General features: G+C 75.5%; 14 protein-coding genes. 7 read left to right on the forward strand and 7 right to left on the reverse strand.

All coding sequences use genetic code 11. The features are described 5' to 3' along the window. Positions 1-479: 479 nt before the first annotated feature. Positions 480-914, reverse strand: coding sequence for a hypothetical protein (locus OG711_RS07125; protein WP_073790294.1), 435 nt, complete (start codon positions 912-914; stop codon positions 480-482). A gap of 82 nt (positions 915-996) precedes the next feature. On the opposite strand from OG711_RS07125, the gene OG711_RS07130 reads away from it, so the two are divergent. Together OG711_RS07130 and OG711_RS07135 are read left to right on the forward strand one after the other, a co-directional pair. Beyond that, positions 997-1,770, forward strand: a complete 774-nt coding sequence (locus tag OG711_RS07130) for an MBL fold metallo-hydrolase (RefSeq protein ID WP_099279966.1) — start codon at positions 997-999, stop codon at positions 1,768-1,770. Further along, positions 1,767-2,390 carry a DedA family protein gene (locus OG711_RS07135; protein ID WP_073790289.1) on the forward strand — a complete coding sequence of 208 codons (624 nt, stop codon included), beginning with the start codon at positions 1,767-1,769 and terminating at the stop codon, positions 2,388-2,390. The genes OG711_RS07130 and OG711_RS07135 overlap by 4 nt, the downstream gene beginning before the upstream one ends. Before the next feature lie 43 nt (positions 2,391-2,433). Here OG711_RS07135 and OG711_RS07140 read toward each other — a convergent pair whose 3' ends face one another. Together OG711_RS07140 and OG711_RS07145 are read right to left on the reverse strand one after the other, a co-directional pair. Beyond that, positions 2,434-3,489, reverse strand: a complete 1,056-nt coding sequence (locus tag OG711_RS07140) for an MBL fold metallo-hydrolase (protein WP_329563667.1) — start codon at positions 3,487-3,489, stop codon at positions 2,434-2,436. Positions 3,490-4,124: 635 nt separating this feature from the next. Then, positions 4,125-5,603, reverse strand: a complete 1,479-nt coding sequence (locus OG711_RS07145) for an aminotransferase class I/II-fold pyridoxal phosphate-dependent enzyme (protein WP_329558779.1) — start codon at positions 5,601-5,603, stop codon at positions 4,125-4,127. 641 nt (positions 5,604-6,244) lie between these two features. On the opposite strand from OG711_RS07145, the gene OG711_RS07150 reads away from it, so the two are divergent. After that, positions 6,245-7,465 (forward strand): serine hydrolase domain-containing protein, encoded by a 1,221-nt coding sequence (locus tag OG711_RS07150; protein WP_329558780.1) that lies wholly within the window; start codon positions 6,245-6,247, stop codon positions 7,463-7,465. Positions 7,466-7,492: 27 nt separating this feature from the next. Here OG711_RS07150 and OG711_RS07155 read toward each other — a convergent pair whose 3' ends face one another. The 3 genes from OG711_RS07155 to OG711_RS07165 form a co-directional block, all read right to left on the reverse strand. Beyond that, positions 7,493-8,371: a protein-L-isoaspartate O-methyltransferase family protein gene (locus tag OG711_RS07155; RefSeq protein WP_329558781.1), complete on the reverse strand. Its 879-nt coding sequence runs from the start codon at positions 8,369-8,371 to the stop codon at positions 7,493-7,495. 604 nt (positions 8,372-8,975) lie between these two features. Further along, positions 8,976-9,209: a DUF6158 family protein gene (locus tag OG711_RS07160; RefSeq protein WP_073790286.1), complete on the reverse strand. Its 234-nt coding sequence runs from the start codon at positions 9,207-9,209 to the stop codon at positions 8,976-8,978. A gap of 194 nt (positions 9,210-9,403) precedes the next feature. Next, positions 9,404-11,023 (reverse strand): ABC-F family ATP-binding cassette domain-containing protein, encoded by a 1,620-nt coding sequence (locus OG711_RS07165; protein ID WP_073790546.1) that lies wholly within the window; start codon positions 11,021-11,023, stop codon positions 9,404-9,406. A 399-nt stretch (positions 11,024-11,422) separates the two neighbouring features. On the opposite strand from OG711_RS07165, the gene OG711_RS07170 reads away from it, so the two are divergent. The 3 genes from OG711_RS07170 (at position 11,423) to OG711_RS07180 (ending at position 14,167) form a co-directional block, all read left to right on the forward strand. After that, positions 11,423-12,910, forward strand: coding sequence for a bifunctional phosphatase PAP2/diacylglycerol kinase family protein (locus tag OG711_RS07170; protein WP_329563669.1), 1,488 nt, complete (start codon positions 11,423-11,425; stop codon positions 12,908-12,910). 200 nt (positions 12,911-13,110) lie between these two features. Next, complete coding sequence (locus tag OG711_RS07175; protein WP_329558782.1) at positions 13,111-13,920, forward strand: methyltransferase domain-containing protein; 810 nt, start codon at positions 13,111-13,113, stop codon at positions 13,918-13,920. A 76-nt stretch (positions 13,921-13,996) separates the two neighbouring features. Then, positions 13,997-14,167 (forward strand): hydrophobic protein, encoded by a 171-nt coding sequence (locus tag OG711_RS07180; protein ID WP_073790282.1) that lies wholly within the window; start codon positions 13,997-13,999, stop codon positions 14,165-14,167. Between the two features lie 93 nt (positions 14,168-14,260). On the opposite strand, the gene OG711_RS07185 is transcribed toward OG711_RS07180, so the two are convergent. Then, entirely contained in the window at positions 14,261-15,034 is a 774-nt protein-coding gene (locus tag OG711_RS07185; protein ID WP_329558783.1) for a GvpL/GvpF family gas vesicle protein, read from the reverse strand. A gap of 350 nt (positions 15,035-15,384) precedes the next feature. Between OG711_RS07185 and OG711_RS07190 the strand changes: the two genes are divergently transcribed. Then, positions 15,385-15,738, forward strand: a complete 354-nt coding sequence (locus tag OG711_RS07190) for a VOC family protein (protein ID WP_073790276.1) — start codon at positions 15,385-15,387, stop codon at positions 15,736-15,738. Positions 15,739-15,762: the final 24 nt, after the last annotated feature.

The raw sequence follows: 15,762 nt of genomic DNA on the forward strand, positions 1-15,762 counted from the left end.
CCGCAAGGGGCGCGGGGAACTGCGCAACACCACGTGCGACCCGCACCCGACCAGGTACGCCCACGAACGAGTACCCAGGGGCGCGAGGAACCGCGCACCCCCCGGACAGCCTGCACAGGAACGGAGTCGGCCCAGGTGGGGAACCCTAGGGGCGCGGGGAACTGCGCACCCCCGGACGACCCGCACAGGAACGGAGCACGCCCAAGTGGGGAACCCCAAGGGCGCGGGCCACCGCGCATGCAACGCGCGTCCCCGCACCCGACCGGCTACGCCACGGAGCGCAGCCCCAGGGGCGCGGGGAACTGCGCACCCCCGGACAGCCCGCACAGGAACAAGTACGTCCAGGTGGGGAACCCCAGGGGCGCGGGGAACTGCGCGTCCGCGGACGGCCCGCAGCGGGGTGGGTGGGGGCGGGGGTGGAACCCCGGGGCGCGAGGTCCGAGGGGACCGGAGGGCTGGGGCCGCCCCGGTGTCAGGGGTCAGCGGCCGTCGTACCCCGCCGTAGGCATCGACAACCGACGATGCACCCGCGCCTTCATCTCCGCGTCGTAACGGGGCTCCTCCGTACCGACCGTCTCGACCCGCACCCCGCGCCGCCCGCACTCCGCGGTGAAGTCGTCCACCGACCGCAGCGCCCGCTCCAGCACCCGGCGGCTCGGCGCGACGAACAGATCGACCTGGCCGTCGTCCACGTCCGACCACAGCGCGCAGTGGTCGTACCGCAGCGCGTGCACGAGGAGTTCCCTGGTGATGACATAGCCCTGCGCCGCGGCCCAGCGGGCACACATCGCGTACTGGCTGCGCGAGTCGACCAGGAAGGGGTCCGCGTCCAGCTCCTCCAGCGGGGTCAGGCTCGCGATCGCGGCGACCCGCACCGTGCCCGGAATCCCGTCGGCCCCATCGCCGCTGTCCATGGTCGCCCCTCACCTCATTGTCGGGGCGTCGACCCTATCGCTGCCCGTAGGCTCGGGGGGAGCCGACGGAGGAGGAAAAGCGGTGCCGGTGGAGATCACCTGGTGGGGTCACGCCACCTGCACGGTCGAGGACTCGGGGGCCCGGGTGCTGACCGACCCGCTGTTCGCCCGGCGGCTGGCGCATCTGCGCAGGCGACGGGGCGCGCTGCCGCCGGAGCGCGCGCGGGCGGCCGATCTGGTGCTGGTCTCGCATCTGCACGCCGACCATCTGCACGTACCGTCGCTGGCCGCCCTCCCGGCGGGGACCCGGGTGGTGGTGCCGCGCGGCGCGCTGCGGGCCGTCCCGGCGCTGCGCAGGCTCGGCGGGCTGCGGCTCACGGAGATCGGTCCGGGCGAGGAGGCGGCGCACGGGGACCTGACGGTCCGGGCGGTGTCCGCCGCGCACGACGGGCGGCGGCTGCCGATGGGCCCGAGACGTTCGCCCGCGCTGGGCTATGTGGTGAACGGGGAGGCGCGGACGTACTTCGCGGGGGACACCGGGCTGTTCGACGGGATGGCCGAGGAGGTGGGCACCGTGGACGTGGCGCTGCTGCCGGTCGGGGGCTGGGGCCCGTTCCTCGGACACGGTCATCTGGACGCGGGACGCGCCGCCGAGGCACTGGCGCGGCTGGCCCCGCGCAGCGCGGTCCCCGTGCACTTCGGCACGTACTGGCCGATCGGGATGGACGGGGTGCGCCCGCACGAGTTCCACTCCCCCGGTGACGAGTTCGTGCGGCTGGCCGCCGTACGCGCCCCGCGGGTCGCGGTGCATCTGCTGACGCACGGCGAGAGCGTCCGGCCGGAGGTCGCGCGGTGAACCCGCTCGCCGTTTCGGTGCTGCCGCCCGAGGCGACCCAGCTGGCCCTCGGCTATCCGTCGTTGTTCCTGCTGGTGATGATCGGCGCGCTGGTGCCGGTGGTGCCGACCGGCGCGCTGGTGAGTTCGGCGGCGGTGGTCGCGTTCCACTCGTCGGCGCCGCTCGCCCTGCTGCTGGTGTTCGCGGTGGCGGCGCTGGCCGCGTTCCTCGGTGATGTCGCCCTGTACTGGCTGGGCAGCCGGGGCACCCGCTCACGCAACGGGTCCCGCTGGCTGGAGTCGATACGCTCGCACGCGCCGGAGGACCGGCTCGCGCAGGCCCAGGACAAGCTCCAGCGGCACGGGGTGACCGTCCTGGTGCTGTCCCGGCTCGTTCCGGCGGGCCGGGTCCCGGTCATGCTGGCGTGTCTGATGGCCGACTGGCCGCTGCGGCGTTTCGCACGGGGCGACGTACCGGCGTGTCTGGCGTGGGCGGTGACGTACCAGCTCATCGGGATCCTGGGCGGTTCGCTGTTCACGGAGCCGTGGGAGGGCGTCGCCACGGCGGTCGGGCTGACGCTGTTCCTGAGCGTGGTGCCCGCGATGTGGCGCCGGGTACGGCGTCCGAGCACCTCGGGCTGAGCCGTCCCCGGCCGACCGACCGGGGGTCCGCAGGCGGGGGCGGCTATCCGGCGAGCACACGGGACGCGCCGATGGGCAGGTCCCAGAGGTTCTCGCGGGGCAGTCCCGCCCGGCGCCAGGCGGCCCGGACCCGGGTGAGGGGTTCGAGTACGGGTTCCGCCGAGAGCACGAAGGTGGCCCAGTGCATGGGTGCCATCCGGCGGGCCCCGAGGTCCTGGGCGGCCCGGACCGCCTCCTCCGGATCGCAGTGGACGTCCCGCAGCCACCAGCGCGGGTCGTAGGCCCCGATCGGCAGCAGCGCCAGATCGATCCCGGGGTAGCGGCGGCCGATCCGCGAGAACCAGTGGCCGTACCCGGTGTCCCCGGCGAAGTACAGCCGTCGGCCGTCGGCGTCGGTGAGCACCCAGCCGCCCCAGAGACTGCGGCAGGTGTCGAACAGCGTCCGCTTGGACCAGTGGTGGGCGGGGACGAAGTCGAAGCGGACACCGCCGATCGCGGTGGCCTCCCACCAGTCGAGTTCGCTGACCCGGGTGAAGCGCCGGGCCCGGAACCAGCGTCCGAGTCCGGCCGGTACGAGGACGGGGGTGTGCCGGGGCAGTCTGCGCAGGGTGGCGGCGTCCAGGTGGTCGTAGTGGTTGTGGCTGATGACGACGGCGTCGACGGGCGGCAGCGCGTCCCACGCCACCCCGACGGGGGTCACCCGCGCGGGCGTGCCGAGGATGCGCCGGGACCACACCGGGTCGGTGAGGACGGTGAGGCCGCCGATCCGCACGACCCAGCTCGCGTGCCCCGCCCAGGTGACGGCGACGGTCCCGGCGTCGGCGCGGGGCAGCGGTCCGGGGGCGAACGGCAGCAGCGGGATGTCCCGCAGCCCTTCGGGCCGGGGCCGCACCGCCCCCTCCCGGGCGAACCGGGCCAGTCCCCGCAGCCCGGGGAGCGGGGCGGTGAGCCGGTCGGCGAAGGACCGGGGCCAGATCCGACGCGGGGCGGGCCCGGTGGGAGTGCCGGGCCCGCTGGGCAGCGGCGGGGCGGGGGCCGGGGCCGGCGGCGTGTCGGTGGGCAGGGGCGGCGCTACGGGTACGGGCGTGGCTACGGGCAGAGGCGGGGCCGTGGGTGCGGGCGGGGCCGTGGGTGCGTCGGCGAAGGCCGGGGCTCCGGACGCGGTGGGCGTGGCCAGGGCGGTGGGCACGGTGAGGGCGACGAACGGGTTGACGGGCGTGGTGGGCGTGGTGGGCGTGGCCGGGGCGATGGGCGCAGCGGTGGCGGAGGCAGGGGTGCGGGACGGCGGGCCGTCGGGAGCCGCGACCTTGAACCGGGCGGGAGCTGTGGGCGGGTCACCGGGGACGGTCGACGGAGCCGGGTCACCGGGGCCGGGAGCCGTGGCCGCGTCATCGGGGCCGGGAGCCGTGGCCGCGTCATCGGGGCCGGGAGCCGTGGCCGGGGCGATGGGCGCAGCGATGGCGGTGACCGGGGTGCGGGACAGCGGGCTGTCGGGAGCCGTGGCCGTGAACCGGGCGGCGGGAGCCGTGGGCGGGTCGCCCGGGACGGTCGGCGGGGCCACGGTGTCGGGGACGGTCGGCAGGGTCACGGCGTCGGGGACGGGGACGGTCGGCGGGGCCGGGGCGTCGGGGACCGGAGCGGGGGCCGGTGCCTCGGGGGCGGTCGGCGGGGCCGGGGGCGTACGGGGGTCGTGGCCCGGGGGCGGTGCGGGGTGCGACCGGCCCGGCTGGGTCCTCATGACGTGGGCTCCCTTCGCCGGGCGTCGGCACGCAGACCGTCGAGTGCCGTTGCGCACCTCGTCAAGGCGCGTTTCACCTGTGGCATTTCGAGCGGGTCCGGGACGGTGAGGGCCTGCGCCCGCAGCCGTGGGTCGGTCCCGAGGAACGCGGCGGTGTCCAGCCGTACCCGCAGCGAGGTCAGCGCGTCGCCGAAGCGGTGGCCGCCCGGTGCGGGCATCCCGAGCAGCGTGCCGAGGTGGTCCTCCAGTTCCTGGGCGTCGGTGACGCCACGGGCGGCGAGCGCGGCGCGCAGCGGTCCCAGGTCCGCGTACAGGTGCCGTCCGGCGGTGGGCGGCAGCGCGAGGACGCCCGCCCGCCGGAGCGTGTCGTGGACGGCTGCGGCGATCCGGCCATGGACCCGGGCCGAGGCGGTCGTCCGGGCGGTTGCCTCGGCAGGTTCGGTGAGGACATGCCGGGCAGCCGCGGCGACCGGCGCGGCGATCCGGGCACCGGTGCCCGCGAGGACGTCCAGGACGGCGTCGTGGAGCGCGCCGCCCCCGGCGGTCGCGGGGAACCGGGCCACGGCGGCCGGCCAGTCCCCGGGCAGCAGCGCCCCCGCGAGGTCGACGAGGACGGTCACCCGGTCGGGCGCCATCCCGGCGGGCCGGGCGGGCTCCGGTTCCCGGCCGTGGGACGCCGGGTGCGTGGTGTCCCGCCAGGTCTCGTCGCTCACGATGTGCAGCCCGGCCCCCGCCGCCGCCTCGACGGCCTCGTGGACGAGCTCCGGCGGGGCGACGGTCCCGGTGGGGTCGTCGGCGACGGCGATCACCAGCAGCCGCGGGTCGCCGCCTTCGGCACGGACCCGGCGGACCGTCTCCAGCAGCGCGTACGGGTCGGGGACGCCGCCGCACTCGGCGGGGGTGGGCACGGTGTACGTGGTGCGGCCCAGCAGCCGGGCCTGCGGCAGCCACCAGGCGGGACACGGGCGGGGCGTGAGCACGTCCCCGCCCAGCGCGGCGGCCACGGCGAGCAGCAGGGGCGCGCCGCCGGGCGCGGCGGCGATCCGGTCCGGCCGGGCACGCGCTCCCCGCCGCTCCCAGTACCCGGCGGCGGCGCGGAGGAGGTCCGGGCCGCCCCCGACGGGCGCCGCCTCCTCGGTCCCGGCGGCGGCGAGGGCCGCCCGGACGATCCCGGGCGGCACGGACAGTCCGCTGCCGGGCAGCGCGGGACCGTACCGCAGGGGGCCGTGCCCGAGCCGCTGCGTCCAGGGGTCCGCGGCGGGGGTCCCGGGAACGGGGGCGGGGGTCCCGGGAGCCGGGGCTGCGGCGGGGGTCCCGGAGGGCGCACGAACAGGGTCCCCGGCGGGGGTGCCGGAGGCGGGCGCAGGGGCGGGGTCCGCCGCAGGAGAGCCCGAGGCGGCATGTCCCGGGTCCGGCGCCGGAGTGCCGGAGGGCGCGCGGGCGGGGTCACCGTCCTCCTCGTGCGTGCGCCGCATCCCTGCCTCCGTGGCCCGTGCACCGGTCGGTGCGTCCGCCGTGCTCCCAGGGTTCCGCCGGGGCCCGGCACGCGCTACCCGGCGGGAGCGGCGGATCGGGCACGGGGCCGGGGACGGCCCTGGCCCCGGGCGCCCCGGCCCCGGGTCGGGGCGCCCGGGTACGGGGGCGGAGCGGTCCAGGGGGCGGCGCGTCCGGGCGGGTGACCCGGGAGGGCGGCCGACCCGGATCACCGGCGAACGCGCCGGGTCCGGCGAACGGGGGCACGGCCGGTGCGCAAGCGGCCGAACGAGGGCGGTGAACGTGGCGGGACGACCGGAACAGGGTGACCGGGACGGGACGACCGGAACAGGGTGACCGGGACAGGGTGGCGGAAGGACGGGGGACGGTGAACGTGACGGCTCCGGCGGACGTACTCCTGTGTGCCGGCGGAGGCCGGCCGCCGACGCGGACCGGACGTACTCACCCCGCCGCGCCGGCGCCCCCCACCCGGCGGGCCGCACCCACGAGTCGCCGTGGCGCGTGCGGCCCGCCGAACGGGCGGCGCCGTCCGGCGGGAACGGGAGTCAACCCGTGGGCGCCGTGCGCGGTCATTTCCTGCGACACCGGCTCGACCAGGCCGGTCGAAGCGAGGAGCGGGCTTATGGCAACGAGGAGTTGGGCGCGTACGGGCGCGGTGGGGATCGCCGCGGCGGCGGTCGCGGCGAGCGCGTTCACCGCCCCGGCGGCGGCGCACGGCGACGGCCGGGGGCACGAGGGGACCCAGCGGGCCCTGGACGGGATCGTGCGTGCGGGCATCCCCGGGGTGACCGGTCAGGTCAGCGACAAGCACGGGGTGTGGAAGGGCGCGTCGGGCGTCGGGAACCTGCGGACGGGCGCGCCGCGTGGCAAGGACGACCGGTTCCGGATCGCGAGCATCACCAAGACGTTCGTCGCCACCGTGCTGCTCCAGCAGGAGAACGAGGGCCTGCTGCGACTCGACGACAAGGTGGAGCGGTGGCTGCCGGGTCTGGTGCGGGGCAACGGCCACGACGGGCGGGACATCACCGTGCGCCAGCTGCTGAACCACACGAGCGGGGTGTTCGACTACCTGGGCGACCCGGACTACCAGCGGGACTACATGTTCGCGCCGAACTACATGAAGAACCGGCTGAAGGACCGGACCCCGCGGGCGGCCGTGGCGGTCGCGATGAAGCACGCGCCGACGTTCCGGCCGGGCACCGGCTACAGCTACTCCAACACCAACTACGTGCTGGCCGCGCTGGTGATGGAGAAGGCGGGCGGCCGTTCCTACGAGCGGGAGGTGCGGACGCGGATCATCAAGCCGCTGGGGCTGCGCGGGACGGTCATGCCGGGCACCACCTCCCGTCTGCCGGACCCGAGCAGCCGCTCGTACTCGAAGCTGTCACCGGAGCCGACCGCGACCAAGGTCTACGACGTCACCCTCCAGAACGGCTCGCAGTCCTGGGCCGACGGGGACATGATCTCCAGCGCGGCGGATCTGAATCGCTTCCTCAAGGCGCTGCTGGGCGGCGAGGTGCTGCCCGCGAAGCAGCTCAAGGCGATGAAGACGCTGGTCCCCGATCCGGACGACCCGTCCACGGGGTACGGTCTCGGGCTCGCGAAGTTCAACACGACCTGCGGGGTGGAGCTGTGGGGCCACAGCGGCGGCTGGCTCGGCTCGCTGTCACTGGCGGTGACCACGGAGGACGGCGGGCACGCGCTGTCGTACAACCTCAACGGCGACTGGACGGGCGAGGGCATGGCCGAGGTCGTGGAGGCGGAGTTCTGCGGACAGCGGCCCCCCGCCCGGGGCACCGGGAAGCAGTCGTACGCCGATCCCCGGGGCGCGGCGCTCCGCTGAGCGGCCGAGCGGGGCTGACGGCGAGGGTCAGTCCGGGGCGGCGGGGGTGAACCGGATGTGCTGCCCGCCGTCGCCGACGGTGATCCGGTAGCTGCCGAACCCCGTGGCGGGGCCGCAGGGTTCGGGACGGCAGGCGATACCGGGGACGGGTCCGCCCTCCGCGTGGCCGTGTCCGTCGCCGACGAGCCGCAGACAGGCGGACCGGCCGAACGGGGTGACGAGCGGGGCGACGATCACCCCGCCCGGTGCCAGCTGGTCGACCCAGCTCTGCGGCACCCGTCCGACGGCCACGGTCGAGAGGATGCGGTCGTACGGGGCGCGGGGCGCGTACCCGTGGGCGCCGTCACCGGTGACGACCTTGGGGCGGATGCCCAGTTCATGGAGACGGCCGCCCGCGCGGACGGCGAGCTGCGCGTCGATCTCCATGGTGACGAGCCGGTCGGCGCCGACCCGTCCGGCGAGGAGCGCGGCGTCGTAGCCGGAGCCGGTGCCGATCTCCAGGACCCGGTCGTCGACCTGCGGGTCGAGGTGGTGGATCATCCCGGCGACGGTGAGCGGCGCGGACATCCCGGAGTCGAAGTCCTCCTCGCGCACCCCGTCGCCGGGCCGGTCGGTGCCCGGGGCGACCCGGGTCACCAGCCCCGCGGCGGCGGTGTACACGGCGTTCAGCCACACCCCGGGGGCCTTGGCCCGGTCCAGCGCCGGGCACCGTCCGTCCTCCGGACGCGGATAGGGCCACCAGACCCGCTCCGGGACGAAGTGCTCACGGGGCACGGCGAGGAACACCCGGCGCAGCCAGGCCCGCTCGTGGAACGCGCCCCGCGGGTCGAGCCGGTCGATCTCGGCGGCACAGCGCTGCCGCAGCGTCCCGGCGCTCACCGGTGCGGTGGGCTCCGCGGCGGTCACCGGCCGGCCCCGGTCGCCGCCCGGTGCGGTGGAGGTGCCGCCGGGGCGCGGGCGTCCCGGCGGACGGTCGGCGGCTGCGCTCCGGCGTCCATGGGCCCAGTCTGGCCATCCGGCTGCCGGGCCGCCAGCGGGAGGGGACACGGGTCTGTTCGTGCCGCCCGGGCCCGGTGACGTACCCGATGTCGACACCGGTAGGGGTTGCGACGTAGATTCCGCACCCCTCCTGTACACACCGCCCCCGCTCCGCACCCCGGGGTCCGGACCTGTGCCCGCACTTGTCCCTGCGCGGGCCTTTCGGGGGTGCGCGGTTCCCCGCGCCCCTTTCGGGGCACCCCTGACGCGGCGTGCGTCCTCCCGCAGCCGGGCACCCGGAGAAGCGGGAGCCCCAAAGGGGCGCGGGGAACTGCGCGAAGACGAGGGCCGACCCGCACCCGAAGAACAGCGGACGGGGCAGCGTCCAGGGGCGCGGGGAACCGCGCACCCACGAACGACCCGCACGGGAACAAGTACGGGCGCAGGTCCGAACCCAGGGCCGCGACGAGCAAGTACGGCACCAGGAACAAGTACCGGCACCGGAGGACCTGCGAAGCGCGAGCGAAGGCGACTAGCTCAGAGCCACGTCGCGCTCCCGCGCCCCCTCCCGCGTACGCCCCCGCGCGACCGGCCGCCGGGGATGCCTGCGCAGATACTCCCCCTCCAGCTGAGCCATCCGCAGATTGTGCGCCCGCAGCGCGTCGTTGGAACCGTGCAGGAGGGTGTCATGACGGGTCCGGTGAATGGTGTCCAGCTCCCGCATCAGCTGCTGGTCATCCAGACGCGCGGGATCGACTCCGGCCATGGCGGCACCCCACTCCTGTCGTGTCGCGTTCTCCTCCCACTGTCCCCGCTGGACCGCCCCGCCGCCTGTCGGAGCCCGGCAGGCACGGACGCGCACGGGCCGCGCACAGCAGACACCCCGGAGCACACGGGTGCACAGGTGTGCACGGGAGACACCCGGGGAGCCCGCAGGAAGATCCCCGGACGGGCCCGGGGTCAGCGGGCCCGGGTCACCCTGCGTTCGTCCCACACGGGCTCCTGGCTCTCCCGGACCCGGCCGTCGCTGCCGAACACCAGGAACCGGTCGAACGCACGCGCGAACCACCGGTCGTGCGTGACCGCCAGCACCGTGCCGTCGAATGCCTCCAGCCCTTCCTGAAGGGCCTCGGCCGACTCCAGGTCGAGGTTGTCCGTGGGCTCGTCGAGGAGCAGCGCGGTGGCGCCCGCCAGTTCCAGCAGCAGGATCTGGAAGCGGGCCTGCTGGCCGCCGGACAGCCGGTCGAAGGACTGCTCGGCCTGGGCGGTCAGCTCGTAGCGCCGCAGCAGCGACATCGCCGCGCCCCGGTCCCTGGCGTGCTCGCGCCACAGGATGTCGAGCAGGGGGCGGCCCTCCAGCTCGGGATGGGCGTGGGTCTGGGCGAAGTGGCCGGGCACCACCCGGGCACCGAGCTTCCAGTCGCCGGTGTGGGCGACGTCGCCCCCGGCGAGCAGCCGCAGGAAGTGGGACTTGCCGGAGCCGTTGGAGCCGAGGACGGCGACCCGTTCCCCGTAGAAGACCTCCAGGTCGAAGGGCTGCATCAGCCCGGTCAGCTCCAGGCCCTCGACGGTGACCGCGCGCAGCCCGGTGCGCCCGCCGCGCAGCCGCATCCGGATGTCCTGCTCACGGGGCGGCTCCGGCGGGGGTCCGGCCTCCTCGAACTTGCGGAGCCGGGTCTGGGCGGCCTTGTAGCGGGAGGCCAGCTCATGGCTGATCTCGGCGGCCTGCCGGAGGCTGAGGACGAGCTTCTTGAGCTGGGCGTGCTTCTCGTCCCAGCGGCGGCGCAGCTCCTCGAACCGGGCGAACCGGTCGCGGCGGGCCTCGTGGAAGGTGGCGAAGCCGCCGCCGTGGACCCAGGCGTCGGCCCCGGCCGGGCCGGGTTCCACGCTGACGATGCGCTCGGCGGAGCGGGCGAGCAGTTCACGGTCGTGGGAGACGAACAGGACCGTCTTGCGGGTCTCCCGCAGGCGCTCCTCCAGCCAGCGCTTGCCGGGGACGTCGAGGTAGTTGTCCGGCTCGTCGAGGAGCAGTACCTCGTCGGTGCCGCGCAGCAGCGCTTCGAGGACGAGACGCTTCTGTTCGCCGCCGCTGAGGGTCCGTACCTCGCGCCACTGGGCGCGCTCGTAGGGGACGCCGAGCGCGGCCATGGTGCACATGTCCCACAGGGTCTCGGCCTCGTAGCCGCGGGCCTCGGCCCAGTCGGACAGGGCCTGCGCGTACTTGAGCTGGGCGGCCTCGTCGTCCACGGTCAGGATGCCGTGCTCGGCGCGGTCGACGGCCTGGGCGGCGGCGCGGATGCGGGGGGTGGCGACGGAGACCAGGAGGTCCCGGACGGTCGTCTCGTCGCGTACCGAGCCGACGAACTGGCGCATCACCCCGAGGCCGCCGCTGACGCTCACGGTCCCGCCGTGCGGTTTCAGCTCGCCGGAGATCAGCTTGAGCAGGGTGGTCTTGCCCGCGCCGTTGGGGCCGACCAGTGCGACGGTGGCGCCCTCGCCCACCCGGAACGAGACATCGCCGAGCAGGGTCCTCCCGTCGGGGAGGTGGTATTCGAGATGCGCGGCTTCCAGATGACCCATGTCCCGCATTCTGGCGGGCACCCGGGGGACGTGTCCAAGCGGTTTTCCCTGGTGCGGGATCTTCGGAGCGGGAGTGGGTAGGCGACAGCAATGCGTTCTGATCAGAGGTTGAGCGGTCCCGGAGCGGGCCCCGGGGGTCCGGCGCGCCGCGCCGGCCGTGCGGTGTACGAGCGGCTGCGCGGTGGGCCCGGGGTGCTCGGGGCCGGTGGGGGGCGCGCGGCGGTGCCGGTGGCGGTGGCCGGGCTGCCCCTGGCCCCTGAGGTGGTCCAGGGGCTGCGGGAGCTGCCGCGCACGCTGCGTGGCCTGCCGGACGGGCTGCGTGGGCTGCCGGAGGGGTTGCGTGGGCTGCCGGACGGGCTGCGCGAGGTACCCGGCGGGCTGCGGGGCCTGGCGGCGCGGATGTCGGGCGCCTCGGGAGGGCCGGTCACGGACGCGGGCGGCACGGGCCGTTTGTCGGCCGTGGACACCAAGCTGTTCCAGGCGGTGGCCACGCATCACTGGCCGTACGGCGACCGGGTGCTGCCGGTGCTGAGCCGCTGCGCCAACCACGGGGTGCTGTGGGGCGCGGTCGCGGCGGGGCTGGCGCTGACCAGCTCGCCCCGGGCGCGCCGGGGCGCGGTGCGGGGCATGGCGTCGCTCGCCGTGGCGTCGGCGACGATCAACACCCTCGGCAAGCGGTCGGTGCGGCGGGCCCGGCCGATACTGGACGCGGTCCCGGTGGTGCGGCAGCTGAAGCGCCAGCCGATCACCACGTCGTTCCCGTCGGGGCACGCGGCGTCGGCCGCGGCCTTCGCGACGGGGGTCGCGCTGGAGTCCCGGGGCTGGGGCGCGGTGGTCGCCCCGATCGCGTTCTCGGTGGCGTTCTCGCGGGTGTACACCGGGGTGCACTACCCCGGTGACGTACTGGCGGGCGCGGCGCTCGGGGTGGGTGCCGCGTTCGCGGTGCGGGGTCTGGTGCCGACCCGGGACCAGATGCCGTCGCCGGGCCGTCCGATGGTGGACGCGCCGTCGCTGCCCGGCGGGCGGGGGCTGGTGATGGTGGTGAACACCGGGGCCGGGACCCCGGACCGGGTGCGGGTGCTGCGGGACGCGCTGCCGCTGGTGGAGATCGTGGAGACGACCGGTCCCGACCTGGAGCAGGAGCTGGAGAAGGCTGCGGCGCGCGCGGTGGCGCTCGGGGTGTGCGGCGGCGACGGCACGGTGAACGCGGCGGCGACGACCGCGCTGAAGCACGGGCTGCCGCTGGCGGTGCTGCCCGGTGGCACCCTGAACCACTTCTCGTACGACCTGGGGGTCGAGGACCCGCGGGACCTGGTGCGGGCGGTGGAGCGCGGTGACGCGGTCGCCGTGGACGTGGGCCGGTTCCGGTCCTCCGGGGCGGACGGCACCTCGGGGATCTTCCTGAACACCTTCAGTCTCGGTGTGTACCCGGAGCTGGTGCACGAGCGGGAGCGCTGGTCGGGCCGGATCGGCGGCCGTCTCGCGGACGTGGTCGCCGCCTTCCATGTACGGCGTCGCGGACGGCCGCTGCGCGCGGTCGTGGACGGCAAGCAGCGGGCGCTGTGGCTGCTGTTCGCGGGCAACTGCACCTATCGCCGGATGGGGCTGACCGCGGGCCGGCGGGCCGATCTGGCGGACGGAGTGCTGGACGTACGGGCGGTGCACGGTGGCCGGTGGCCCGGGGTGCGGCTGCTGGGCGCGGCGCTGTCGGGGCCGCTGTCCCGGTCGCCGTTCCACGCGGCGGTGCGGCGCGTGCGGCTGCGGGTCGACGGCGTCGCGCCGGGGACCCAGCTGGCGTACGACGGGGAGATCGGTCCGTGCGGTCCGGTGCTGCGACTCGACAAGCTGCACGAGGCGCTGACGGTGTACCGGCCGCTGAGCCTGTGAGACGCCCCCTCCCCCTCGTCCCGAATATCAAGACGGTTCGTCTCAGCATCTGACCTGAGGCGTACGGTGACGGAACGGTCCGCAGTGTCGCGCCGCGGGCCTTTTCCGTGTGGTGCGCGGATCACCGGCGCGGGTGGGCGGAGCGGTCCGCGTACCGGCCGGCCGCGGCCGTGGGACAGCCGAGGGACAGGGGATCCACCATGCCGAAGGACACCGCCGTCTACACGCACGGCCATCACGAGTCCGTGCTCCGCTCGCACACCTGGCGGACCGCGGCGAACTCGGCGGCCTATCTGATCGGGTCGCTCACCCCCGGGGCGGCCGTCCTGGACATCGGCTGCGGCCCCGGCACCATCACCGCCGATCTGGCCGCCCTGGTGCCCGGGGGCCGGGTCACCGGGATCGACCGGGCCCCGGAGATCCTGGACCAGGCCCGCGCCACCGCCGCCGGGCGCGGCCTGGACAACACGGACTTCGCCGTCGGTGACGTCCAGGAGCTCGCCTACCCGGACGACTCGTTCGACGTCGTGCACGCCCACCAGGTGCTCCAGCATGTGGGCGACCCGGTGCGCGCGCTGCGCGAGATGCGGCGCGTCACCCGGCCCGGCGGGCTGGTGGCGGTCCGGGACGCCGACTACGCGGCCATGACCTGGTACCCGGCGTCCCCGGGGCTGGACATCTGGCTGGACCTGTACGAGAGGGTGGCGCGCGCGGGCGGCGGCGAACCGGACGCGGGACGGCGGCTCAAGTCCTGGGCGCTGGCCGCCGGATTCACCCGGATCACCGCGACGACCAGCACCTGGTGCTTCGCCACCGACGAGGAACGCGCCTGGTGGGGCGGGCTGTGGGCGGACCGCACGGTCGCCTCGGGGTACGCCCGACTGGCCGTCGAGGGCGGCCACACCGACCGCGCGGGCCTGGACGCGGCGGCCGGGGCGTGGCGGGAGTGGACTGCCGCGCCCGACGGCTGGTTCTCCGTACTGCACGGCGAGATCCTGTGCCGGGTGTGAGGGGCGGCACCTTCGCGAACCGAAGGGGTGTAGGTCCGGGGTTCGGGGACAAACGGAGCTCAGGAGGTACACACTGATGGTTCCCATCCTGGTGGTTCTGCTGCTGGCCCTGTTGCTCTTCGGACTCGGCTTCGCGGTGAAGGTGCTCTGGTACATCGCCGTGGCGGTCCTGGTGATCTGGCTGCTCGGCTTCCTGCTCCGCAGCACGGGCGCGGGCGGCGCCCGTTCGCGCTGGTACCGCTGGTAGCGCCCCCGGCAAGATTCAAGGCAGCACCCCGGCCCGGGGACCGTACGCGGTCCCCGGGCCGTGCCGTGCGCGCCCCGGGACGCGCGGGCCCGGTCAGCCGGAACCGTAGGGGGCGGGGGTGAACGAGTACGGCGCCCAGGGTCCGCTCAGCGACACCACCGCCCCCGGACACCGCTCCCTGAACCGCTCCACCCGTTCCACGAACTCCTCGGACAGCGAACGATGCACCAGATACGCCGCGTTCAGCAGCACCGGTTCCCCACGGCGGGACGGTTCCCCACCGCCGAACGGTTCCCCGCCACCGGAAGGCAGCCCGGTTCCGGAGGGTTCCCCGCCGCGAGTGGCCGGGGCGGCGCGCGGCACCTCGCTGTCACCGGGCGCGAGCGACCGGGACCGGGCGGCCATGGCCGAGAGATCCGTGTGCAGCCGCCGCCCGAGGCCCTCCCCGCTCTCCCCCGCGCTCCCGGAAGGGGTCGCGCCGGTGACCGTGACCCCCCATTCCACATGCCCGTCAAGGGCGGTGAGCGCCTCCTGGAGCAGTTCGCCCCCCTCCTCCAGCATCACGCGGACCGCGCTGTCGTCCGGGAACACCGTCGCCGGGCGCAGCGGGAGCGGGGTGGTGACCGTGGTGAGGGCGGCCACCACCGCCTCATGGGCCCGGGTCAGGGCGTCCCGCCACGCCGGGTCGGCGAGCCGGTCGCGCAGCGGCCCCGGGGCGAAGTCCCGGGCGGGGACGACGCTGACGACCGCGACGAGGGGGCCGTGCCGCAGCCGCTTGGGCGGGGCGCCCGCGACACCCCCCAGTTCGGCCTGGAGCGGGGTGTCCCAGGGACGGCACACGGCGTACACGTAGCGCGGATCGGTCATGGTTCCCAGCCTTCCCCGGACTTCGGTGCGGGCCGGTGCTTCCCGGCCCGGCGGCGCGTTCCCCGGTCCGAGGACCAGCCGATCGGGTTACTCCGCCCCGCCGACCGGTCCCGCCGGGCGCCGCCTCCCCCGGCTACCCCGTCGGCGGCGGCTCTACCTGCGGGTGCCGGCCGGGTCGGTGCGAAAGCCCGCCAGGTCGGTGCGGGGCCGGGACGGGGGTGCTCCGGGAGGCGGGTTCCGCGTGCCCGGGGGAATCGCCTCCCGACGTCCCCCGGCGTCCCGTCGTAGGCGGCGGGGGCTTCGTGGTGAAACGATCACCTGCGGGGAACGGCCCGACTACGCTCGTCGGTATGGAGATCCTCGGAACCACTCTTCGCGTCTGTGTCACCGACCTGGAGTCCTCCGTGCCGTTCTACGAGCGGCTGACGGGGAGTCAGGCCCTCCGTTTCGAACGGGGTGGGGTGTCCGTCGCCGCCGTCGGCTGTTTCCTGCTGATGAGCGGGCCGGAGGAGGAACTGGAGGTGCTGCGGCGGATCGCGGCGACCATCGCCGTCAAGGACGTCGGCGCGACGGCCGGGGTGCTGGACGCGTCCGGCGCGAAGATCCTCGTCGGTCCGGTGGGGACCCCGGCCGGACGCAACCTCATCGCGATGCACCCGGACGGGGCCGTGTTCGAGTACGTGGACCAGGGCGCCCCGGCCTGACCGGCGCGCGGGGCCGCGCGCCGG

The organism is Streptomyces uncialis (genome assembly GCF_036250755.1).
Taxonomy (GTDB): domain Bacteria; phylum Actinomycetota; class Actinomycetes; order Streptomycetales; family Streptomycetaceae; genus Streptomyces; species Streptomyces uncialis.